We start from the raw sequence: 23,053 nt of genomic DNA, 5'->3' as shown, positions 1-23,053 counted from the left end.
ACGAAGATCCGGGAGGCCTCGTCGCGTTCCTGGGCGGTTGGCGGCTGCTGGCCGTTGGCGCGCATGACGTTGTCGAGCGCCATCGCGAGCGGGTCGGCATTCTGCGACACCAGCGACGCCACGCCCGAGCCGGCGTTCGCGACACCGTTGGCGGCCGTCTTCGCCGCGCCGAACAGCGATGACGTCGCGACGATGGTGATCAGGAGCGCTCCGGTCGCCCAGACGAGGAGGCCATGGATTGCATCGCGCACCCTGCGCTCCTCGCCATTGGCATCGAAGCTCGGCTGGCGCATGCGGCCTGCAAGATAGCCGCCGGCCATCGTGGCGGAGGCCATGACCCAGAGCGCCCAGAGGGCGCCGGCGATTGCCAGCGCCGTGGCGCTGGAGCTCCTTTCGAAATCGGCTGAGACCATCGACAGGCCGATCGCCGAGCCGAAGACCGTCATGATGGTTGAGATGGCGGTCGCGATCACCGCGCCGCCGATGATCGGTCCCCATTGCACATAGGAGCGGTTCTCCTTGTTGACGGTCACGGGAGCGACGACGACGTCCGTTCCAGACATGGACATGGCGAACTCCTATCGAAGACCGAGGAACGACAGGATGGCCATGATGACCACCACGAGACCGACGAGATAAATGATACTGTCCATGAGCCCCTCCTGCTGATGAGCGAAAGTGACAGGCAAACAGCCGTCGCAGCGGATTGGTTCCTGACGGGCGTACCCGGCCATCCCGTGTCGAGTCGTGAGCGGGCTGGAACTCCCGTGATGGAGGCCCGTTCTCCTTTGGGGGGCATTCCAGACAGGAGGCACCCATGCGAGACGGCCAAGGCAACAAGCTCAGCCCTGAAGAACAGCAGCGCGTGAAATCGATCCAGGGCGATCCGGGGACGGAGGCGACCCCGAGGGTCTCGATCAATCCCGATCCCGAAAAGGATACTGGCGATGCCGACAAACCGCGTGTGAAGCCGGACGACAAGCCGGCGGCGGGCGCCGGCGAATAGCTGCCAGTCTTACCGAGCGTCTCGCAAAGCCCGGCGAGCATTGCCCTGTCCTCCGGCGACAGCTCGATACCAAGGCTGAGCTTCCGCAAGAAAAATTCGGGCCTTTCCGACATCAGCCTCAAAACGATCGAGCGCTCAAGTCGTTCCGCCACTGTACGGACCGTACAGTGGCGTCATTGCAGCAGGATCCCTCAGGCCGCTTTTCGATTGATCCCACTGAGCGCAAGTTTCGACAGCTTCTGGTCGGTTGCATCCTCCTCCTCGAGGGTCTGCTGCAGCAGGGAAGCGCAATCGTCGCGGCCGAGTTGCTTGGCCCAGGCGACGAGGGTGCCGTAGCGCGTGATCTCGTAGTGCTCGACGGCTTGGGCAGCGGCGATCAGCGCGGCATCCAGGACCTGCTTGTCGGCCACGTCGCCGGCGATATCGCTCGCCTCCTCGAGGATGCCGTCGATTGCGGGGCAGGTGATGCCCTTCTCCTCGACGCCGTGCAGCCGGAAGACCTGCTTCAGACGATCGATATGGCCGTCGGTCTGGCGAAGATGCATCTCGAACCCGCTTTTCAGCTCTGGGCTTGTCGCCTTCTCGATCATGTCGGGAAGCGACTTCCTGATCTGATGTTCGGCATAGTAGACGTCCCGAAGCGTATGGACGAAGAGATCATCCATCGTGGCGATGTCCTTGGAAAACCAACCCATCATCATCTCCTGATCTGGCGTTGCGTGTCTCCGCCCAACCGGGCTGCGCAGCGCGCGTTCCTGCGCTCCCATCGATTGTTCGATGCCGTACAGAGAGTGCAAAAGGCCAGCGAAACCGAGATTGGGACCGCAATATCGGATTGTTCACGCAGCCGATCTCCTGCGTCGGGCTGCCGGTGGCGGCCGTGCCCGTCTTCGGGGGCTTATTGCCGATCGGCGTTCAGCTCATCGCGGCGCCCTGGCGCGAGGATATCTGCCTGCGCGCAGCCTATGCCGTCGCTCGCGCCCAGGTCGCTTCCGCCCAGCCTCCGCGGCTGGACCATGACTGAATCGCCTGCGCAAGGGATGATCTGACGGCAGCGGATTTTGCAACGGATACTTTGGGTCGCACCGCGGATCGTCGAGCTTGCCGCCGCGAAGCGGACGTTCGCAATGTCCGCAACGGGCCAAAATCGTCGGTCGCTCGTCCGGGCGAGTTGCGCCAGAAGCGGAACTTGGGATCTCGTCAGCAAACGGACGTTCGGGACCGACCCGGCCGCTTCCGCCCCTTACTAAATCGGAAGCTCCGACCGGCCTGACGGATAGAGGCCGTGCGCATGCCCGCCCGCGTCGGTCCGAGATTGTCTTTCCCCGGCCCTGCGGCCGCCCGGGGCGCTTGGCGGTGATGCCGCTCACACCGGACATCTTCTTCGACGAATGATCCATGTTAGGTTGCCGTGCGGCAACATCGTCGCCGGTTCTTGGATGTCAGTCTCGGCCCCGCATGAAGTTTCTCGTCGTCGATGACCATGCGCTGATCCGCGAAGCCATGCGCAGCGTGTTGCAGGTGGTCCGGTCCGATTGCATCGTGCTGGAAGCGTCTGACGCCGCGGCAGCGCTGGCGACGCTCGAACAGGATGATGACATCGATCTTGTGCTGCTGGATCTTCATCTGCCCGATCAGAACGGGCTGTCGCTGTTGGCGACCTTGGTGGAACGGCACCCGACCGTCGCTGTCGTCCTGATCTCGGGAGATCGGGAGCAGTCCACGATCCGTGATGCACTGGCGCTCGGGGCCCAGGGTTTCATCCCGAAGACCGAGACGCGCGAAGTCCTGATCGGAGCGCTCTCGCTCGTCCTGGCGGGCGGCGTCTATGTCCCGCCCGCGGTGCTGCATCCCGAGCAGACCGCAGCGCTCGCCGCTGGCAGCGGCTCGACCGTGACGCCCACCCTGCAGTCTCTTGGTCTCACCGACCGGCAACTCGACGTGCTCGCGCTGCTTATGGAAGGCAAGAACAACAAGCTCATCTGCAGGGCACTCGGGCTCGCCGAGCCGACGGTCAAAAATCACATCTCGTCGATCCTGAAGACGCTCGGTGTAGGCAGCCGCACCGAGGCCGTGCTCGCTGTCACTCGCCTCGGCTGGTCGAAGCCTGCGGCCGGGTAGCGGACCTCAGCAGGCGGGTCGCGGCGGCACGAAGCCTGGCGGGTGCCACTGGCTTTTCAAGCATCGGCAGGCCCTGGGCCAAGATGCGCTCACGCGTGCTCTTGGAGACATCGCCCGAGATGATCAGCGCCGGGAACGCGACCATGAACCGCTCCCTGAGCGCTTCCACCAACTGCACGCCGTCCTCGCCCTCATCGAGATGCACGTCGGCGATCATCAGGTCGGGGGCGACGTTTCCAAGACGCTCGAGGGCTTGGTTGCGGTTTTGCGCAGTCACCGTTTGACTGCCCCATAGGCCCAGCAACCCGGCGGTTCCCTGGAGCACGTCGGCGTCATTGTCGACGATCAGGATGCGTGCGCCCTGCAATGGATCGTCCCATGCCTCAGGCGCCTCGGCCAATGACGATGCGCCAGCTTCGGCCATGGCAGCCGGAACGCAGACGGAAAAGCGCGAGCCTCTTCCAACGCGCGAGACGACGTCGATCGTATGGTCCAGGAGTTGGCATAGCCGGGTCACGATCGCCAAGCCCAGCCCCAGTCCCTCGCCGCGCAGCGCGCCAACGGGCGCCAGCTGATAGAACTCCGAGAAAATCTCCCGGTACTTGTCCTGCGGGATGCCGATTCCGGTATCCCAGACCTCGATCCTGATCGTCCCCCCGCGCCGGCGACACAAGACGAGGACGCCGCCCTGTCTCGTGTAGCGCAAGGCGTTGCCGACGAGATTGCCGAGGATGCGTTGCAGGAGAACCGGATCGCTCCGCACCCAGAGCTCACTTGGCCGACAGCTGAAGCGTAGTCCCTTCGCCTGCGCTTCGGCTGCAAAGGCGGTCTCGACGCGGTCGAGGACGGCCTGGATCGGAAAGGCCGATATCTCCGCGCGGACCACACCGGAATCGATCCGGGAGATATCAAGGAGATCGTCGAAAAGGCCGTTGATCGACGCCACTGCCTGCTCGATCCTGTGTGCCAGACGTTCACGTTCGACAGGTGATGTCTCGGCTCGCAACTGCGCCACCATCAGGTTCAGCGCATGCAGGGGTTGCCTCAGGTCGTGGCTGGCCGCGGCGAGGAAGCGCGACTTGGCACTGCTGGCCTCGGTCAACTCCTGGGTCCGCTCGGCAACCTTGCGCTCCAGCGTCGCATAGGAGCCCTGCAGCTCGGCCGTCATCGTGTTGAACTGGCGGCCGAGTTGCGCGATCTCGTCTGAGGTATCGATCATGATCCGATGATCGAGGTGACCGGCTCCGATCCGCGCCGCTCCCGTCATCAGCAAACGGATCGGACGGGCCATCCGCCACGAAAAAGCGACCGCGATGGCCACCGCGACAAGCAGGCTGATCAGCGCGATGGCGAGCGATCGCTCCAGGGCTCGCCACAGCGGTTGGTTGGCTTCGGCGATCGGCAACTCGACGAGGACGCGCCAGTCCAGCGGTGGAACCATGACCTGCGCCAGCAGTGCAGGCTGCCCCGTAAGACCGTCGATGCGGTGGAGGGCGGCGCCAGGATCGGCGTCGATCGAACGGATCGTGGCCGAAAGATCGGTATTCCTGAGAACGAGGCTCGCATCGGGATGGACGATGAGCCGTCCGTTGCGGTCGATCGCGTAGGCCTGGCCTTCGCGTCCCACACGGATCCTGGAGACGATGTCCCGCGCGAGCTTGAGATTCACCTCGGCCATGACGATTCCGCTATCGCGACGCGCTCCGGAGAGGGCAATCGTCATGAACGGTTCGCTGTCGCGCTGGAAATAGACGATTCCGTAGTGGACCCCCATGCTCGTGGCATCGCGAAAGGCGACCTCGCCGGATCTGTCCGCCAAAGTCGAGATGCGGTCCAGGCTGACGCGCGATACGAAGAGGCGCTCCCGCCCTTTTTCATCCATCAAGGCGAGATCCACGATGGCGGGAACCTGCCGCAGGAGGCGCAGCGCATCGATGCGTTGCTGCTTTCCGTCGCTTTCCTCCCACGAAAGATGCGTCATCCAGCGCAACTGACCCTCTATGTCCCGGATGAACTGACTGATCCGGAACGCCGCGTTTTCGGCGTTGGCTCGCTGGATCTGGATCAGAGCGTTGCGATGCTCGGTCGAAGCGAGCCAGATGTCCGCGACCGTGTAGCCGATGAGCGGGACGCCGACGGCCGCGACAAACGAGGCAATGTATTTGCCCAGCAGGGAGCGCGGCAGCACCCTGCGGACAAGATTGCCGAGGTTCAACGGAGCGCGTCTTTCCATCGCCCCGATGATAGCCCGGATACGCCGCTGCAAGCAGCCCGGACCATAAGGACCAGTACGAAAGGACCGGCTGCTCCGGGACGGATGGATGATTGTTGGGACCTCGCCGAGGCGAGCATGGTCGAGGACCCTGACAATACCGGAGGTCGATATGTTCAGCTTGCTCCTCGACGGAAATGCGATGCTTCGTCGGTGCTTGGTCGCCGCCCTGGCATCGGGCCTCGGCCTATCGGCACATGCTGCGGACATCAAAGTCGTCGCGCCAAACGCGGTCAAGGAAGCGGTTCTGGAGATCGGGTCCCGATTTGCCAAGGACACCGGTCACAAGGTGATATTCACCTGGGGTGGCTCGGAGGCGATCACGAAGCGCATCGCCGACGGCGAGGAATTCGACATCGTCGTGACCACGTCGCAGGCGATCGATCGCATGGTCTCCGCCGAGAAGGTGGCAGCCGAGAGCAAGACCGACTTCTCCCGCTCCGCCGTCGCAGCCGCCATCCGCGCCGATGCCCCCCGGCCGGACATGTCGACCGTCGACGGCGTTCGGCAGGCCTTGCTCAAAGCAGAAACCATCGCAATTTCGTCTGGCGCCAGCGGACGCTATTTCGAGCAGCTCTTCGAGCGGCTCGGCGTCGCCGAGAAGATCAAGCACAAGATCAGGCAGCCCCCGTCGGGAGCGCAGATCGGCGACCTGCTGACGAGCGGCGGCGCCCAGCTGGGATTTCAGCAGGTCAGCGAACTGCTCCACGCCAAGGGCATCGTCTATCTTGGCCCGCTGCCGGCAGATATCCAGAACTACACCGTCTGGTCGGCTGGCCTGCACAAGAGCAGCCGGCGCCCCGATCTTGCCCGCGCCTTGATCCTGGCGCTTGCCGCAACCGAGGCGAAAGACGCCTTGAGCAAGCACGGCCTGGAACCCCTTTAAGGGCTCGCTGACGATGGCGGCGACGGGCGGTCGAGGCTTGTCGCTGCCTTCGCCACGAGGTCGTACGGGGCATGCCGAGCCTGCCCGAGCGGGCGTAAGCGTGTTCTGCGCAACCCTGTAGCCTCCGCTCCGGCAAGTAGAGCGTGAACGAGGAAGCCAGAGGCGCAAACGGCCAACGTCTGGCGCATGCCCTCATATCTTCCACGCGCGTACCTGCTCCTGTTCCCGATAGCGCGTATTCGCTGGCCCCTATGGAGTTTGAACGATGAGCGCTGATCTCCTGTTCTCTCCGGCGACCGCGTCCGGCTTCGTGTTCGGACTTGGGCTGATCTTTTCGCTTGGCCCTCAGAACCTCATGCTCATCAGGGCGGGCATGATGCGCAGCCATCCGCTGGCCGTCGCCTCAACCGGCTACGTTTCCGAGATCGCATTGGTAGCTATGGGAATTGGCGGCCTTGGCACGTTGCTGGTGCAGCATCCGACAATTTCCGGAACGCTGCAGGCGGGCTGCGCCGGATTTCTGGCATGGTGGGGCGTGCGCGTACTGCTCAACGCCAATCGGGCATCCAAGGCCGAGGCGGCCACGGAAGTCTGCGGCTCTCGGTTGCGCGCCATTGGATTGATGCTTGCCGTCACTTGGCTGAACCCATTGGCCTGGCTTGAGGCGATGTTTCTCGTCGGCGTTTTCTCGTCCAGTTATGCCAGCGGGGCGCAAACAGGGTTCGCGGTTGGATTCCTCTCTGCTTCAGCGATCAAATTTTATGGCTGGAGTTTGGCTGGGATGGGTCTATCTCGCCACTTCAACCACCCGACTTGCCGCAAGAACATGGATAAAGTCGCTGGCTTCGTCTTGATCTCAGCAGCTGGACTGCTTTCGATCAATATTCTCAATGCTGTTTAGCCGACGGTCGATCGGGTGCATCTCCACAGGCGTCACCTGATCATCCGGTCGGTGCGCATCGATATGGCGGCCGGCAACGTCAGACCAAGCTCGGTCGCGGTACGCTGATTGACCACGAGCTCAAAACTGGAAGGCTGTTCTACCGGCAGCTCCGCCGGACGGGCCCCGCGCAGGATGCGATCAACGAAGCCGGCGGCTTGCTCCCAGGTGGCACGCAGGTTCGGACCATAGGTGAGCAGGTTGCCTTCGTCGGCGAATTCGGACCATCCGGAGACGGCGGGAATCCCGTTCTGCTTGGCGAAGATGGCGATGGCACGAGCCTGGCTCATGATGAGCGCGTCGGGAAACGCCACGATGGCCTCGGCGTGGGCCTGGAGCAGGGCGGGCCAGGCCGTCGCGAAGTCCCTGGCGGATGATACCGCGAAGTAGCTGACCGTGATGCCCAGCTTCTCCGCCGCCCGGCGCGATGCCTGTAGTTCCAGCTGTTCGCCGGGATGGGCCGGGTTGGCCAGTATCGCGACGCGCGCGAGGGACGGCATGATCTCCTTCAACAATTCGAGCCTCTTGCCGATCAGGTCGAGGCTTTGCATCGCGATGCCCGTCAGATTTCCGCCAGGGCGCGAAAAGCTCGTCACGAGCTTTGCCTCGACAGGGTCGCCGCTGAAGCCGAACACGATCGGAATCTGGGTTTTGAGATTGCGGGCACCGAGGACCATCGCACCTTGAGCCACAAGGACGTTCGGCCGCAGCGCGAGCAGCTCGGACGCCAAACGCTCGGCGCTGGCAGGCTCTCCCCATCGGGCATCGATCGTGAGGTTCCGCCCCTCCACCCAGTTCCAGCTGCCCAGCCCTGTCCGCAAGGCCTCGAGATAAGCCGGCGTCGGCAGCGGGCCCGCGTTTCCGGCGAGCCAGGCGATCCGCGTCGTACTCCCAGTATCCCGCGCCACGGAAGGCGCTGCCGACACCCCGGCGGTTGCCGCGAAAACGAGACCATCGCGAACGAATTGACGACGTCCGATGTCCGTCATTCGGCATCTCACTGCTGGCTTTGCGGAAAGCTTGCTGAGAATAGCATTTATTGCACCCGATCGAGAGATCTCCCCGCAACCACACCGATGGCAAGGACGGGATGCGCTACGTCCCGACTGCTGAACACGTCGCTCAAGCGTGTGTGGACCGATAAGTATAGGCGCTCACCGCGCCTTCCGCGTGCGAGCGGATGGTCACCGCTCCTGTCACGACAAACGCCGAACGGCCATGTCGTAAGCTTAGGCGCCCACCTCCGGCAGCGTGAGGTCACGAAAAATGTCGTAACCATTCGACCATCTGAATGGAGGGCTACAGCCCGGCCGACATTACGGCCAGCACAAATTGAAGGCGTTCGGTGCGTTCCATCCCATTGACGGACACCGCACGAATACACACGGCTGGCGCCTTGGCTGCGCTGCGAAGGCACCCACGCCACTTGGACGTTCAGCACAATTTGTTCGCAGATGCGCCGCACAAAACGGTGAGTGCCCACTTTTGCACATTGCGAGAGCCGCGCTTGAGCGCATCCTGTCGATCAATAGCAGATGCTGATTCGCAGTTGACGTGCGCCGTGTTTCGACGATGGGCGTAGCCGATTCTCTGATGCCTGCGTCGAGCCACGGCATAACCATATGCAGAGGGCTCATGTACAACGACTCTTTGTTCAACGCCTTCGCTCGCTCCTACGAGGCGCGCCGCGAAACGGACATGCCGATCGCCGACTACTTGGAAGCCTGCAGAGGCGATCCGATGCTATACGCTAACGCAGCGGAACGCCTGCTGGCGGCCATTGGCGAGCCTCAGATGATCGACACGGCCAAGGATCCTCGCCTTGGCCGTATTTTTTTGAACCGAACCATCCGGACCTATCCGGCCTTTGCCGGCTTCTACGGCATGGAAGAGACGATCGAGCGTATCGTCTCCTTCTTCCGTCACGCCGCGCAGGGCCTGGAGGAGCGCAAGCAGATCCTCTATCTGCTCGGCCCGGTCGGCGGCGGCAAGTCGTCCCTCGCCGAACGGCTCAAGTCCTTGATGGAGGTCCACCCCATCTACGTCCTGAAGGCCGGCGACGAGATCAGCCCGGTCTTCGAAAGTCCCCTGAACCTCTTCGATCCCGGGACGATGGGACCCATCCTCGAACAGCGCTACGGCATTCCGCAGCGGCGATTGACGGGCCTGATGAGCCCCTGGTGCCTGAAGCGGCTCGAGACGTTCGGCGGCGATATTTCCCGCTTCCAGGTCGTCAAGCTGCAGCCCTCGCGCCTGCGCCAGATCGCCATCGCCAAGACCGAGCCCGGCGACGAGAACAACCAGGACATCTCGTCGCTCGTCGGCAAGGTCGACATCCGCAAGCTCGAGAACTTCTCCCAGAACGACCCCGACGCCTACAGCTATTCGGGCGGCCTCAACCGCGCCAACCAGGGCGTTCTCGAATTCGTCGAGATGTTCAAGGCGCCGATCAAGATGCTGCATCCCCTGCTGACGGCGACGCAGGAGGGCAACTACATCGGCACCGAGAACATCGGCGCCATTCCCTTCTCCGGCGTCATCCTTGCCCACTCCAACGAGGCGGAGTGGCAGAGCTTCAAGAGCAACAAGAACAACGAGGCCTTCATCGACCGGATCTGCGTCATCAAGGTGCCCTACTGCCTGCGGCCGACCGAAGAGCAGAAGATCTATGAGAAGCTGATCGAGGGCTCGGCGCTCAGCAAAGCGCCTTGCGCGCCAGGAACTCTCTCGATGCTCGCGCGGTTCTCGGTTCTCTCGCGGCTGCGCAACCACGAGAACTCGACCTTGTTCGCCAAGATGCGCGCCTATGATGGCGAGAGCCTGCGGGAGACCGACCCGAAAGCCCGCAGCGTCCAGGAATATCGTGACGCCGCCGGCATGGACGAAGGCATGGACGGCATCTCGACGCGCTTTGCCTTCAAGGTCCTGGCGGCAACCTTCAACCACGACACGATCGAGCTCGGCGCCGACCCGGTGCATCTGATGTATGTGCTGGAACAGGCCATCCGCCGCGAGCAGCTGCCCGACGAGACCGAGAAGCGCTATCTCGAATTCATCAAGGCCGAGCTTGCTCCGCGCTATGCGGAGTTCATCGGGCACGAGGTTCAGAAAGCCTATCTCGAATCCTATGCGGATTACGGGCAGAACCTGTTCGACCGCTATGTCGACTATGCCGACGCCTGGATCGAGGATGTCGACTTCAAGGATTCCGACACCGGCCAGTTGCTCGACCGCGAACTCCTCAACCAGGAGCTGACCAAGATCGAGAAGCCGGCGGGAATCGCCAATCCGAAGGATTTCCGCAACGAGATCGTCAAGTTCTGCCTGCGCTCGCGGGCGAGCAATGGCGGCAAGAATCCATCCTGGACCGGCTATGAGAAGATCCGCGAAGTCATCGAGAAGCGGATGTTCTCACAGGTCGAGGACCTGCTGCCGGTCATCTCCTTCGGCTCGAAGAAGGACGGCGAGAGCGAGAAGAAACATGGCGAGTTCGTCTCGCGCATGGTGGAGCGTGGTTATACCGAACGCCAGGTCCGGCGTTTGATCGAATGGTACATGCGCGTGAAGCAGGCTGGCTGAGCCAGGCGCGGGAGCCATCATGAACATTGTCGACCGACGCCTGAACCCACGCGGCAAGGCTCTCGAGAATCGTCAGCGTTTTCTGCGCCGGGCCAAGGGCGTCGTACAACAGGCGGTGAAGCAGTCGCTGCAGAGCCGCAATATCCGGGACGTGCTGGACGGCGGAGAAGTCAGCATCCCGCTGGACGGGATGGAGGAGCCAAGCCTTCGTCGGGGGAGCGGGGGCACGCATGACCGTGTGCTGCCCGGCAACAAGACCTTCATCGAAGGCGATGTGCTGCCGCGCTCGGGCGGCGGCGGCGGGGGCACACCGGAGAAAGCCGGCGAGGGCGACGGCGAGGATGCGTTCCGCTTCGTCCTGACCCGAGAGGAGTTCCTCAACGTCTTCCTCGACGACCTGGAGCTGCCCGACCTGGCCAAGCGGCGGCTCACCGAGACCGAGCATGAAAGCCCCGTTCGCGCCGGCTACTCGGTCTCGGGCTCGCCGGCCAATATCGCGGTCAACCGCACGACGCGGCTTGCGATGATGCGCCGGATGGCGCTTCGCCGCCCGAACCCCGAGGCGATCGCGCGGCTGGAGGCGGAGATCGCCGCCTGTGAAGAGGACGGGTTGCGCCTGGTGCTCGAAGACAAGGTCAAGGCGCTCGAAGCCAAGGTGCGGCGCATTCCCTATATCGACCCCGTCGATGTCCGCTACCGCCGCTACGAGAACGAGCCGAAGCCGGTCGCGCAGGCCGTGATGTTTTGCCTGATGGATGTGTCCAGCTCCATGACGGAGCACATGAAGGACCTCGCCAAGCGGTTCTACATGCTGCTCTATATCTTCTTGTCGCGGCGTTACCGCCATGTCGAGCTCGTCTTCATCCGTCACACGGACCGGGCCGAGGAGGTGGATGAGGAGACCTTCTTCCACAGCCCCGCGACGGGCGGGACGCTGGTATCGAGCGCGCTCGAGGCGATGCGCTCGGTCATCGCGAAGCGCTATTCGCCGGAGGACTGGAACATCTACGCCGCCCAGGCCTCGGACGGCGACAATTCCTATTCAGACGAGGCGGCCACCGAGCGCTTGCTGACGGAGGCGATCCTGCCGGTCAGCCAGTATTTCGCCTATCTGGAGGTCGGCGACGCCGATCGCGGGTCTTCGTCCCAATCTGCCTTGTGGAAGCTCTACGACAAGCTGCGCACGGAGGGCGCGCCGCTCTCGATCCGCAGGGTCGGCCATCGCGGCGAGATCTTCCCGGTCTTTCGCGAGCTCTTTCAACGCGGCCAGGGACGCGAAAGGGTCGCGTCATGAGCGTTGCCCCGATGGAGCGGCTCTTCGACGGGGCGGACTGGAACTTCGCCACGCTGCAGCGCATCCACGACGCCTGCGAGCAGATCGCGCTCGGCGAGCTCGGCCTCGACGTCTACCCCAACCAGATCGAGGTGATTACGGCCGAGCAGATGCTCGACGCCTATTCGTCGACCGGCATGCCGCTGTTCTACAAGCACTGGTCGTTCGGCAAACATTTCGCCCATCACGAGGCGTTGTACCGCAAGGGACTGAGGGATCTCGCCTACGAGATCGTTATCAACAGTTCGCCCTGCGTCTCCTACCTGATGGAGGAGAACACGGCGACGATGCAGACGCTCGTCATCGCGCATGCCGCCTTCGGCCATAACCACTTCTTCAAGAACAACTACCTGTTCAAGACCTGGACCGACGCCGAGGGCATTCTCGACTATCTCGACTTCGCCAAAGGCTATATCGCGCGTTGCGAGGAGCGCTACGGTCAGGTCGCCGTCGAGCGGACGCTGGACGCGGCCCATGCCCTGATGTCCCACGGCGTCCACCGCCATCCCGGCAAGAGCAAGCTCGACCTGCGCCAAGAGGAACAGCGCGAGCGGGACCGCCGCGCCCATGAGGAGCAGATCTTCAACGACCTCTGGCGTACCGTGCCGGCGGGCCCGAGCAAGAGCATCTCCAATATCAGTCTCGAGCGACGGCGCACCGCGCTCGGCCTGCCGCAGGATAACCTTCTGTACTTCCTAGAAAAATCGGCTCCGCGGCTGCATGCTTGGCAGCGCGAAATCCTGCGGATCGTTCGCCAAATCGCGCAGTATTTTCACCCTCAGCGCCAAACCAAGGTGATGAACGAGGGCACCGCGACCTATGTCCACTACCGCATCATGACGCGGCTCCATGAGCTCGGGGCAATCAGCGACGGGAACTTCCTCGAGTTCCTCAGGTCGCATTCCAACGTCGTGTTCCAGCCGGCCTATGACGATCCGAGATTCCCGGGCTTCAACCCCTACGCGCTCGGCTTCGCGATGATGCAGGACATCGAGAGGATCGTCACCGCGCCCGAGCAGGAGGATCGCGAGTGGTTTCCGGAGATTGCCGGGAGCGGCGACGCGATGGCCGTCCTGCGCGACGTCTGGGCAAACTACCGCGACGAGAGCTTCATCAGCCAGTTCCTCAGCCCGCATTTAATGCGGCAGATGCGGGTGTTCAGCCTCTGCGACGACCCGGCTCAAACCGAGGGCGTGGTGATCTCGGCGATCCATGACGAGCGCGGCTATCGCCGCATTCGGCGCCAGCTCGCCCGCGAATACGATGTCAGCTGGACCGATCCCAATATTGAGATCGTCGATGTCGACCTCGCCGGCGATCGGCGCCTGCTCCTGCGCCACAGCGTCGTGAACGGCTGCCTGCTCCAGGATAAGGCCGCTGCGCAGGTGCTACAGTCTATCGCGGATCTGTGGAGCTACGATGTGCGGCTTCAGGAGGTCGATTCCTTGGAAACGGTGCTCAAAGAGCATGTGGCCAGCCCGCGCGCGATGGTCCGTGCAGCTTGACGAATTCGCATGCCGGATTCTTGAGAGACCAGAAGTCTAATGTCGATGCTCGCGCGGACCGTAGCCCAATCGCAAGGCAACGCTCACGCAGTCGCAACCATGGATCGGATGGACCACCTGATAACGGACATTCTAGATGTCAGCCAAGGGCTAAAACCGGGCAGACGCAGGCGGCCGGGGCCAACCCGCGGCAGCGCGCAAACGCCAGAAGAATTTCTTCGAGAGGCAGCTCCGGCTCTGAGGTTCAATCATTCAGCCCAGCGCCAAGTTCATTGTTTTCAAAAGCGGAAACCGGCGCAGCGCCCAGGAACGGACTTCCGCAACGCCACAACGACACGACCGAGAGCAAGCTGACCTCATCACGCCCCTGTGAACATGTGATGCGGCACGGACGGGAATAAACCCGCCGCTCTGCCGATCTCCTCAGCATCTGCCACTGGCGGCGACGCAGGAGATCGACATGACCCAGCACGGTAACGATGACGAGCATATCGGCCGCCGGCACGCCCTCGAGTGCATGATCTGGGCGGGTACCGGCGTCCTCTGGACGGTTTCGGGCGGCGTGCCCGTGTCGCTCGGCCTGCTTGGCGAGGCCAGCGCAGCCGAGGCGGCGACGGGGTTCACGTTCCTGCAGATCTCGGACAGCCATATCGGTTTCGACAAGGCAGCTAACCCGCACGCCATCGACACGTTGAAGGAAGCCGTCGGCAAGGTGCGAGCCTTGCCCGAAAAGCCCTCCTTCATGATCCACACCGGCGACATCACCCATCTGTCCACGGCTGCGCAGTTCGACACAGCCGGGCAGATCATCGGCGGCGCCGGGTACGACGTGCACTATGTGCCCGGAGAGCACGATATCATCGACGAGAACAACGGGCGCGCCTATCTCGACCGCTACGGCGCGGGTACCAAGGGCGCCGGCTGGTATTCCTTCGACCAGAACGGCGTGCATTTCATCGGCCTGGTCAATGTCGTCAATCTCAAGGCCGGGGGCCTCGGCAATCTCGGGGCAGACCAGCTCGCTTGGCTGGCCGACGACCTCAAAGCCGTCGGCGCCTCGACGCCGATCGTCGTCTTCGCCCATATCCCGCTCTGGGCGATCTACCCGGAATGGGGCTGGGGCACCGACGATGCGGCGCAGGCATTGGCTCTGCTCAAGCGCTTCGGCTCGGTCACCGTGCTCAACGGCCACATTCACCAGATCATGCAGAAGGTGGAGGGCAACGTCACTTTCCACACGGCCCTTTCGACGGCTTTCCCGCAGCCCGCACCCGGCACCGCGCCATCACCGGGACCGATGACCGTGCCGGCCGGCCAGTTGCGCTCTCTTCTCGGCATCACCCAGGTCGCGGTGAAGCGAGGCAAGGAGGAGCTTGCGATCATCGACAGCACCCTCGCAGGCCCCTGAACCGCGCGGTGCATAGAAGGATGCCTCCCATGATCCGCATAAACGTCAGCCCACGACCGCTTGCCTGCGCCCTTGTCTGTCTCGGCATCGTCGCTATGGCGCAGGCCCCTTTGCGGGCCGCGGATGCCGCGCGCGTCAAGATCGACAACTTCACCTTTGCCCCCAAGGTGCTCACGGTGAAGGCCGGAGCGACTGTGACCTTCCAGAACGACGACGACATTCCCCATGTCGTCGTGGCGAATGACGGCTCCTTCCGGTCCAAGGCGCTCGACACCGGGGATTCCTACGTCTTTACCTTCACGAAACCGGGTGATTTTCCGTATTTCTGCGCGCTTCATCCGCATATGCAAGGTACCATCACCGTCACTCCGTGAGATGCGTTGTGCCCGGAGAAGCGGATGATGTCGCGGTGTTGACCGGCAAGACCTCGGCGGAACGCTTCAGCGAGGTGGTTCTTCCCCATCTCTCCGATGCGCTGGCGCTTGCCCGCTGGTTGACCGGCAATGCCGATGACGCTGAGGACGTGGTTCAGGAGGCTTGCCTGAAGGCCTATAAGGGACTGGCGACCTATGCGGGCGGCAATGCGCGCGCCTGGCTGCTGACGATCGTGCGCAATGCCTCCTATGCCTGGCTCGCGCGAAATCACCCGCGCCGCATCGTCGCCGTCGGCGACCTCGCCGATCTCGACGCATTGGCCGCCGACGCCGACACGGATGCCGGCACGCCGGAGGCGGCCTTGATCGCCAAGGCGGACGCGGCCGCGCTTGAAACTGCGATCACGCTGCTGCCGCACCCGTTTCGCGAGGTTCTCGTGCTGCGGGACGTCAACGGCCTCGGCTACCGGGAGATCGCGACGATGCTCCATGTGCCGCTGGGCACCGTGATGTCGCGGCTGTCGCGGGCGCGCGCACTGCTTGCGGCGCAGCTCGGGGGGAGCCGATGAGAAAAAATATGGAATTGCCGTCGGATCCTGCGGACCTTCAGTTGCTGCTTCATGCCCTGGTCGATGGCGAGCTCGATGCCGCCACGACCTTGGCTCTGGAGCGACGACTGGTGGAAGATCCGGCGCTCGCGGCCGAGCACGCTCGCATTGCCGCCCTGCAAACTGCCGTTCGCAACCTGCCTCGCCCCGACGTTAGCGATGCGTTCCAGGCCCGCATCGCTGCGCTGGGCGTTGCCCCCCAGGCGGCGGCACGGCCAGCATCTGCCCACTCCGCTTGGCTTGGCTGGCGCGCCATGGCGGCCTCGATCCTCGTCACCGCTGTTCTGACGAGCGGGCTGACCCAATGGGCGATGACACGCAACGCGCCGGACAGCTTCGCTGCCGCCGTCGCCAGCAGCCATCGCCGCAGCCTGCTGGCCGCAAGCCCGGTGGATGTCGCCTCGTCGGACCGACATACGGTCAAGCCTTGGCTCGACGCCCGCATCGGCCTGTCGCCCGCAGCGCCCGACCTCGCAAAGGATGGCTTTTCGCTCCTGGGCGGCCGTGTCGAGGTGATCGCGGACAAGCCGGTTCCGGCTCTCGTCTACAAGCATCGTGAGCATCTGATCACCCTCGTGGCCGCACCACAGGACGGCAGAACCGCCTCCATACCGGCTGGGGCCGAGCGGGCCGCCGGCGGCTTTTCCCTGATCCGCTGGGCCGACGGGGCATTCACTTACTGGGCGATCTCGGACACGGATCGCGCCACTCTTGAAGATTTCGTCAACCGCTTCCGGGAAGCTGCCGCGGCGGGCTGACTTCCGATCCTGAGGATCGTTGCCAGAGGCGGGCGGAAATCGTCGCGGCGATTACTGAATCTTCCCCCAAATTATGTCGCGCTGCGACTCTCAGTCCCAGCTAGTGGCCTGGCTCAGAACGTTGGTCATGCCGTTCGAGTTGCGCCGGTGACGCAAGAGGACAAGGCTTATCCATCGAAGGGAGCGGTCGATGGAGGTGATTGGAGAAACCGATGCAACCGGCTTTGGCAGCTCTGCGCGTATAGTAATGCTGCTGCCGAAGTGGTTCGACTTCAACCAGTTCCGGTGGCCGCCAGATCCAGCTCGGTCAGCGTCGTCATGTTGTCGCCGAACCAGGCCCGGATCGCGGCCTTGCGCTTGCCGAGGTATTGCGGCTTTCCGTCGACGAGAACCATCGGCAGGTCATGCCCGGGAATGACGACGGTGCCGGGACGGGCTCGCCAGCGCTCCTTGATCATCTCGATCGAGGCGCGACTGATCGCGGCGTTGTACGTCATGTCGGTGTCGCCCGAGACGAGCTCAGCCCGGTTCTTGGCGGCATCCCCGGTGAAGATGATGTCGCGCGTCGGCGTCCGCCAATGGAAAACCAGGCAACCGGGCGTATGACCTGGCGCTAGATGCGCGGTCATGCCTGGGAACACCTCGGCGCCGTCGGCGACCTTCTCGCAGGTCGGCCAATCGTTGAGCGCGCGCACGTAGAGCTCCGGAACAGGGGTCTCGCCCCAGGGTTCGTCGAGAGCCCAGGCCAGCTCGACGGCGCCGACCACGATCCGAGCATCCCGGAACAGCGTCCAGTTCACCGAGTGGTCGTAGTGCGAATGCGTCAGCAGCAGGTCGGTGACCTGGGCGGGTTTCAGCCCGCGCTGGCCGAGCTGTTCGAGGATCAGCTTGCGCATCCCGAAATTGCCGGCGTCGACCAGCGCAATCCGTTCGCCATGCCTGAGGAGAGCCACGGTGCTCCAGCCGAGGCCGCCATGGCAGGCGGACTTGCCGGGGAAACCGCAGATGACGAGGTCGAGATTGGCGCTGGCGAGCTCGGGCGGCGTGTCGAATGGCCTGGTCATAGCTGGAATCCGTAAAGTCGCGCGGGATTGTCGACGAGGATGCGGTGGAGCGTAGCGCGATCGCCGATCGCGTTCGACAGGGCTGCCAGCGAGGCCTGGTCGTCGACCTCTGAGAACGGCTCAATTTTATCGATCGACCGGTTGCCGCGGCCTCCGCCGGTATGCGGCCAGTCCGAACCCCAGACCAGGCGGTCGGGCCGGGTGCCGACCAGCGCCCGGATAAAGGGGGCGATCTGACCCTGCGGTCGCGGCCCGCACAGGCGTCCGATCGAGGACAGCTTGACCCAGACCTTGCCGGTGCCGAGCAGGCGCAACAGGGCCGGGAAGCCGGGCTGATCGATGGGGCCGTCGATATCCGGGCGCCCGAAATGATCGACGACGAGGGGCGCGGGCAGGGTGACCATGCGGGCCTCAAGCGTGTCGATCACGGACAGGCGGGTCAGGATCTGCGTATGCCAGCCCACGCGCGCGCAGCGTTCGGATTCGGTGGCGAGCGCTGCCCAGATGGCGTCCGGATCGACGATCCCCCCGGTGTCGACGTTGAGGCGCAGGCCGGAGACGCCTGTCGCCTTCATCGCAGTCAGTTCCCGTTCCGGGGCGTCGGGGGACAAGACCGCCACGGCGCGGGCGCGCTCGCCCAGGCGGTTGAGGGCAGCCAGCATGCGGGCGTTGTCGAAGCCGTAGGGGCTGGGCTGGACCAGCACCACCCGATCCATGCCGAGGCGGCGATGCAGACTCAGCAGCATCTCCTCGTTCGCCGCGCCGGGGGTGTAGACCCGATCCGGAGCGAAGGGATAGCGCTCCGGCGGACCGAAGACGTGGACATGGCAATCGCAGGCACCCTCGGGCAGGGTCATCACCATGTTCATGCCGCTCCCTTCGCCAGCTCTGGCTCGTCCAGCAGTCCCGACAGAACGTGCGGGATCAATCCGCCGGACTTGAGGAGGGCGACCTCGAGGGAGGTCTCGATCCCGGCTCGCAAAACGAAGCGCTCCTTGCGGCTGTCTACCCTCACGATGGCGAACGGCACGTCGCAGCGTGGGGTCAACCCGTCCGGAGACAGGTCGATCTCGAAAACGTCCGTCGACGCAATTTCGAGCGAGCTCGGAGAAACACCCTGTGGCAGCAGGAGGGGCAGCACGCCCATTCCAATCAGATTCGTGCGGTGTATGCGCTCGATGCTCGACGCGATGACCGCTCGCACGCCCAGCAGGGCCACAGCCTTCGCTGCCCAGTCACGCGACGAACCCATTCCGTAGCGGTCCCCGGCGAAGAGAAGCAGCGGCGCGCCCTCTCGGCGGTAGCGCTCGGCAGCTTCGGTCAACGGTACGACATCGCCCGATGGCTCGTGTCGCGTCATACCGGCGGGTGCGTCCGGGACGAGCCAATTGATCGCGAGGCGGTTGGTGAAGGCGCCGCGTACCATCACCTCGAAATTGCCGCGCCGCGAGGCGTAGACGTTGAGATCGGCCGGATCGCCGCCGCGTTCGATGATGTAGCGGCCCGCGGCACTGCCCGGCCGGATCTGGTTGGCGGGCGAGATGTGGTCGGTCGTGACGTCATCGCCGAGTACGAGCAGGGCGCGGGCTGGCCCCTCGGACGGTGGCAGTCCCGTCGGACGCACGAACGGGGGCCTACGCAAATAGGTGGACGCCTGATCCCAGGGGAAGCGCGGACCCTTGGGCGCATCGAGATCGACCCAAAGAGGGCGTGTCGCTGCCTCGCGATAGGCGGAGTCGAAATCGCCGATGTCCCAGCCGCCTGCTACAGCAGCGTCGATCTCCGCACCTGTTGGCCAGATGTCGTGAAGCATTACGGGTACGCCATCGGCCGCAACACCGATCGGATCGTGCGTGATCTCGATGTTCACTGTCCCGGCGAGCGCGAAGGCGATCACGAGCGGGGGCGAAGCAAGGAAGCCATATTCGAGGTCCGGATGGACGCGTCCCGGGAAGTTGCGGTTGCCGGACAGAACGGCGACCGGGCGGAAGCCGGGGCGCCCGAGTTCGGCCCGCACCATATCCGGCAGGGCGCCGGAATTGCCGATGCAGGTTGTGCAGCCATAGCCCACGATGCCGAAGCCGAGTGCCTCGAGGTCCGACATCAACCCGGCTCGGCGCAGGAAGCGCTCGGCCGTCGGCGACCCCGGCGCCAGCGATGTCTTAACGTAGGCCTTGGGTCGAAGCCCCAGTGCCCGGGCCTTGCGGGCGAGGATGCCCGCGGCCGCCAGCATGCTGGCATCGGAGGTGTTGGTGCAGCTCGTAATGGCGGCGATGACGACCGCGCCGTCCGGCACCGGATCGGCGCCGGTGGCCAAGGGTGGGATGAAGCAGCCACGTGTCCCGCCCGCTGGTAGGCGGTCCTGAGGACGGCGAGGCCCGGCAACGCTCGGCCCGATGGCGTCGAGGTCGATCGTGATGCTTCGGGTGAAGCGGATCACGTCGTCCGGATCGAACCAGAGCCCCGCTGCCTTGGCGTAGGTTTCTACCAGCCGACACTCGGCCGCCGAGCGGCCGATCTTGGCGAGATAGGCCAGCGAGGCCGCGTCGATCGGGAAGTATCCCGTCGAGGCACCGTATTCCGGCGCCATGTTGGCGATGGCGGCGCGTTCGCCGACCGAGAGCGTGGCGACGCCGGGACCGTGAAACTCGACGAAGTCGCCGGTCACGCCGATCTCGCGCAGGGCACGTGTCGCCTCCAACGCCAGGTCCGTGGCCATCGCGCCGTTACGCAGCCGTCCGATCAGCCGCACGCCGATCACGTCCGGGATGCGCAGCACTACTGGGACGCCGAAAAGCGCGCCCTCGGCTTCGAGGCCGCCGACGCCCCAGCCAAGGACACCGAGGCCATTGACGGTTGGGGTGTGGCTGTCGGTTCCGATCAGCGCGTCGGGAAACGCGTAGTGCCGGCCGTCGCGTATCTCACGGACGACCACGCGCGAAAGGCGCTCCAGATTGATCGTGTGCATGATGCCGGAGCCTGGCGGATGGACGCGGATTCCCGGCATGGCTGCCGATGCCCATTTCATGAGCCGATAGCGTTCCGCGTTGCGCCCGAACTCCTTCTCCAGATTTCTCCGGAAGGCGTCGGCGCGGCCGAAGAAGTCCACGCCCGAGGAATGATCGGTCGAGACGTCGACCGGAATCCGGGGCATCAGCAGGTCGGGGTCGCGGCCGTGTTCGCTCAGGACGTCACGCATCGCGGCGATGTCGACGAGTGCGGGGCCGCAGGTCGTATCATGCATCATGATGCGGTTCGGAAGGAACGGAATCTCGGCGAGGCTCGTGCCATCGGCGAGCCAATCCCGGAAGACCTGCGGCAGGTGCCGAGTTTCTGCCACGGCCGCGGTTCGTATCGCGTTTTCGAACAGAATGCGCAGCACATGCGGCAGCCTGCGGTAATCCGGTCCGATCAACGACGCGATATCGAGGCGGAGGATGGTTTCACCTCCGACCTCGAACGGCGTCCAGCGTTGGTGTTCTTTGTCGTCCACGTCGCCTATTCGGGCTTGAAGCCCGCCTTGTTGAGGATATCGGCCCAGCGCTCGATCTCGGCGTTCACGAGCTTCTGCATGGTTCCACCCCCGCGCTCGTCCATACTCGGTACGCGCGCACCGATGGTGGCTAGCCGCTTCGCTACCTCGGGCTCGTTAAGCGCGGTTGCGATGGCCTTCTCGAGGATATCCAGGATCGGCTTGGGCGTATTCTTCGGTGCGAAGAGCCCGGTCCAGGTCTCCGACACGAATTCAGGGAGGCCTGCTTCCGCAGCCGTCGGAACTTCAGGTAGTGTCGGTGAGCGATCCTTCGCGGCCACCACGAAGGCTTTCGCCAGCCCCGACTGTACCTGCCCGGCAACCGAAGCGACCAGATCGCAAGACCCGTCGATCTTGCCTGCAATGATGTCGTTGATCGTCTGGCCGAAACCACGATAAGGCACATAGGTTGGAGGTGCCTGGATCAAGCCAAAAAACTGAAGGCACGTCATGTGAGAGGCTGCTCCGTTTCCGGAATGGCCAAAGGTCAACAGATCCTTCTTCTGCTTGGCGACAGCGATGAATTCTTTCAGTTCGTTCGCAGGGAAGTCCTTGCGAACGAAGATGATGTTCGGGGTCGCCGCAACGATGCCGAGGTATGCGAAATCCGACCGCGGGTTATGTGGCAGTTTTGGCATCACGGTTACCGCCGCGGCGAGTGTGCCCGTGTGCCCCAATCCAATGGTATATCCGTCAGGCTGGGCATTCTTGACGCGAGCCGTGCCGGTTGCTCCGCCCGCGCCGCCGGCATTCTCGATGATGACGGCCTTGCCGAGCGCCTTGCCCATGCCCTCCGCGAGGATCCGACCAGTTGCATCGGCAGCGCCACCAGCCGCGAACGGGACGATCATCGTGATCGGCCGCTCCGGGAAGGTCTGTGCACGGGTAGGTGCGAGTCCTGCGCATAACAGGATACCCGCAAGGATTGCCTTGGCTCCGACCACCGTCTTTGTCATCTGGGCCTCCCTGGTTATGGCTCGACTTCGCGAGCTTCGTTGTTCAGTTCTCCAGCAGGCGCCGGAGCTTCCGGACAGCGGCATCTGGCGATGACAGGACGGGACGGGAGGTCGCGGCCTTGCACGCCGACAGTGCCCTTGAGGTCGAGAAGTGCGCGAGCAGGATGGCGTGACATTCGCCGAGCTCGGTCACTCCTTCGGCGACCCGGCGGTTGTGCGTTTCCGCGTCACCGCCGCGCAGAGCCTCGATCGCTCCGGGGGCTAGGTGCGTCCTGATCCGGGCGGTCGGCCTGATCCGCTTAGCCTCCTCGACGAACTCCTCCTCCATCCCGGCGACCGCGGGTCCGAAGGTCGCGACCATGCCGATGTCGTCGCCGATGCCGAGTGCCTCCTCGAACATCGCCTCATTCGGTTTGAGTACCGGGATCGGTAGTACCCGTGCCGCAGCCTCAATCGCCGCGCCGAAGGCCGAGCAGGTGAAGAGGATCGCCCTTGCACCGGTCGAAGCGCCATAGGCGGCGAGCGCGCCGATGCGGTCGGATAGTTCGTCGGTCAGTGCTCCTGCCGCGGCGCGATCGATGGCCAGCCCGTCGTCGAGGACGCCGAGCGGCTCTGCTTCCGGCCAGAGGTCTCGGAACGACTGCGCGATAGGATCGACCGCCACCGGGGTGGCGTGGATCAGGGCGATACGGGTGCGCTTGGTCATCGAAC

At 64.1% G+C, this 23,053-nt stretch carries 19 protein-coding genes and 2 pseudogenes; 12 read left to right on the top strand and 9 right to left on the bottom strand.

Annotation, left to right across the window (positions count from 1 at the left end; translation table 11 throughout):
- A pseudogene (locus GY40_RS26320) lies at window positions 1-569 on the bottom strand (hypothetical protein); the annotation flags it as partial.
- A gap of 248 nt (window positions 570-817) precedes the next feature.
- Between GY40_RS26320 and GY40_RS26315 the strand changes: the two are divergent.
- Entirely contained in the window at window positions 818-1,006 is a 189-nt protein-coding gene (locus GY40_RS26315; protein ID WP_038368630.1) for a hypothetical protein, read from the top strand.
- Between the two features lie 191 nt (window positions 1,007-1,197).
- Here the strand turns inward: GY40_RS26315 and GY40_RS26310 are convergent, their stop codons facing one another.
- Window positions 1,198-1,701: a YciE/YciF ferroxidase family protein gene (locus GY40_RS26310; protein WP_038368914.1), complete on the bottom strand. Its 504-nt coding sequence runs from the start codon at window positions 1,699-1,701 to the stop codon at window positions 1,198-1,200.
- A 131-nt stretch (window positions 1,702-1,832) separates the two neighbouring features.
- On the opposite strand from GY40_RS26310, the pseudogene GY40_RS26305 reads away from it, so the two are divergent.
- Together GY40_RS26305 and GY40_RS26300 are read left to right on the top strand one after the other, a co-directional pair.
- Window positions 1,833-2,030 (top strand): annotated as a pseudogene (locus GY40_RS26305) (AtzE family amidohydrolase); the annotation flags it as partial.
- A gap of 434 nt (window positions 2,031-2,464) precedes the next feature.
- Window positions 2,465-3,127 carry a response regulator transcription factor gene (locus GY40_RS26300; protein WP_038368625.1) on the top strand — a complete coding sequence of 221 codons (663 nt, stop codon included), beginning with the start codon at window positions 2,465-2,467 and terminating at the stop codon, window positions 3,125-3,127.
- On the opposite strand, the gene GY40_RS26840 is transcribed toward GY40_RS26300, so the two are convergent.
- Complete coding sequence (locus GY40_RS26840) at window positions 3,090-5,342, bottom strand: hybrid sensor histidine kinase/response regulator (RefSeq protein ID WP_051988544.1); 2,253 nt, start codon at window positions 5,340-5,342, stop codon at window positions 3,090-3,092. The two genes, GY40_RS26300 and GY40_RS26840, sit on opposite strands and share 38 nt — an antisense overlap.
- A 169-nt stretch (window positions 5,343-5,511) precedes the next feature.
- On the opposite strand from GY40_RS26840, the gene GY40_RS26290 reads away from it, so the two are divergent.
- Window positions 5,512-6,285, top strand: a complete 774-nt coding sequence (locus GY40_RS26290) for a molybdate ABC transporter substrate-binding protein (RefSeq protein ID WP_051988543.1) — start codon at window positions 5,512-5,514, stop codon at window positions 6,283-6,285.
- A gap of 265 nt (window positions 6,286-6,550) precedes the next feature.
- The gene (locus tag GY40_RS26285) at window positions 6,551-7,186 is read left to right on the top strand and encodes a LysE/ArgO family amino acid transporter (RefSeq protein WP_038368622.1); all 636 of its coding nucleotides are present in this window, start codon (window positions 6,551-6,553) and stop codon (window positions 7,184-7,186) included.
- 32 nt (window positions 7,187-7,218) lie between these two features.
- Here GY40_RS26285 and GY40_RS26280 read toward each other — a convergent pair whose 3' ends face one another.
- Window positions 7,219-8,214: an ABC transporter substrate-binding protein gene (locus tag GY40_RS26280; RefSeq protein WP_038368620.1), complete on the bottom strand. Its 996-nt coding sequence runs from the start codon at window positions 8,212-8,214 to the stop codon at window positions 7,219-7,221.
- A 646-nt stretch (window positions 8,215-8,860) separates the two neighbouring features.
- Here GY40_RS26280 and GY40_RS26275 point away from each other — a divergent pair.
- The 7 genes from GY40_RS26275 (at window position 8,861) to GY40_RS26245 (ending at window position 16,790) form a co-directional block, all read left to right on the top strand.
- Window positions 8,861-10,804: a PrkA family serine protein kinase gene (locus tag GY40_RS26275; RefSeq protein ID WP_038368617.1), complete on the top strand. Its 1,944-nt coding sequence runs from the start codon at window positions 8,861-8,863 to the stop codon at window positions 10,802-10,804.
- Between the two features lie 19 nt (window positions 10,805-10,823).
- Window positions 10,824-12,098: a YeaH/YhbH family protein gene (locus tag GY40_RS26270; RefSeq protein ID WP_038368615.1), complete on the top strand. Its 1,275-nt coding sequence runs from the start codon at window positions 10,824-10,826 to the stop codon at window positions 12,096-12,098.
- Window positions 12,095-13,642 (top strand): SpoVR family protein, encoded by a 1,548-nt coding sequence (locus GY40_RS26265; protein ID WP_038368613.1) that lies wholly within the window; start codon window positions 12,095-12,097, stop codon window positions 13,640-13,642. Before GY40_RS26270 ends, GY40_RS26265 begins: the two co-directional genes overlap by 4 nt.
- A gap of 460 nt (window positions 13,643-14,102) precedes the next feature.
- Window positions 14,103-15,050, top strand: a complete 948-nt coding sequence (locus GY40_RS26260; protein WP_038368611.1) for a metallophosphoesterase family protein — start codon at window positions 14,103-14,105, stop codon at window positions 15,048-15,050.
- A 29-nt stretch (window positions 15,051-15,079) separates the two neighbouring features.
- Entirely contained in the window at window positions 15,080-15,424 is a 345-nt protein-coding gene (locus tag GY40_RS26255) for a cupredoxin domain-containing protein (RefSeq protein WP_038368609.1), read from the top strand.
- Window positions 15,425-15,432: 8 nt separating this feature from the next.
- Complete coding sequence (locus GY40_RS26250; protein WP_248311283.1) at window positions 15,433-15,993, top strand: sigma-70 family RNA polymerase sigma factor; 561 nt, start codon at window positions 15,433-15,435, stop codon at window positions 15,991-15,993.
- Window positions 15,994-16,001: 8 nt separating this feature from the next.
- Window positions 16,002-16,790, top strand: a complete 789-nt coding sequence (locus tag GY40_RS26245) for an anti-sigma factor family protein (protein ID WP_248311282.1) — start codon at window positions 16,002-16,004, stop codon at window positions 16,788-16,790.
- 272 nt (window positions 16,791-17,062) lie between these two features.
- On the opposite strand, the gene GY40_RS26240 is transcribed toward GY40_RS26245, so the two are convergent.
- From GY40_RS26240 to GY40_RS26220, 5 genes are read right to left on the bottom strand one after another with little or no spacing between them, the layout of a single operon-like run.
- Window positions 17,063-17,854 (bottom strand): MBL fold metallo-hydrolase, encoded by a 792-nt coding sequence (locus tag GY40_RS26240; RefSeq protein WP_051988542.1) that lies wholly within the window; start codon window positions 17,852-17,854, stop codon window positions 17,063-17,065.
- Entirely contained in the window at window positions 17,851-18,723 is an 873-nt protein-coding gene (locus GY40_RS26235) for an amidohydrolase family protein (RefSeq protein ID WP_051988541.1), read from the bottom strand. The genes GY40_RS26240 and GY40_RS26235 overlap by 4 nt, the downstream gene beginning before the upstream one ends.
- Window positions 18,720-21,347: an aconitate hydratase AcnA gene (acnA, locus tag GY40_RS26230; protein ID WP_081925666.1), complete on the bottom strand. Its 2,628-nt coding sequence runs from the start codon at window positions 21,345-21,347 to the stop codon at window positions 18,720-18,722. Before acnA ends, GY40_RS26235 begins: the two co-directional genes overlap by 4 nt.
- 5 nt (window positions 21,348-21,352) lie before the next feature.
- The gene (locus tag GY40_RS26225) at window positions 21,353-22,342 is read right to left on the bottom strand and encodes a Bug family tripartite tricarboxylate transporter substrate binding protein (RefSeq protein WP_038368603.1); all 990 of its coding nucleotides are present in this window, start codon (window positions 22,340-22,342) and stop codon (window positions 21,353-21,355) included.
- A gap of 43 nt (window positions 22,343-22,385) precedes the next feature.
- Window positions 22,386-23,048, bottom strand: coding sequence for an aspartate/glutamate racemase family protein (locus GY40_RS26220; RefSeq protein ID WP_038368602.1), 663 nt, complete (start codon window positions 23,046-23,048; stop codon window positions 22,386-22,388).
- Window positions 23,049-23,053: the final 5 nt, after the last annotated feature.

The organism is Allobosea sp. UNC402CLCol (assembly GCF_000745475.1).
GTDB classification, from domain to species: domain Bacteria; phylum Pseudomonadota; class Alphaproteobacteria; order Rhizobiales; family Beijerinckiaceae; genus Allobosea; species Allobosea spartocytisi.
The sequence above is the reverse complement of the archived record's forward strand: the minus strand, read 5'-3'. Positions and strand labels throughout refer to the sequence as shown.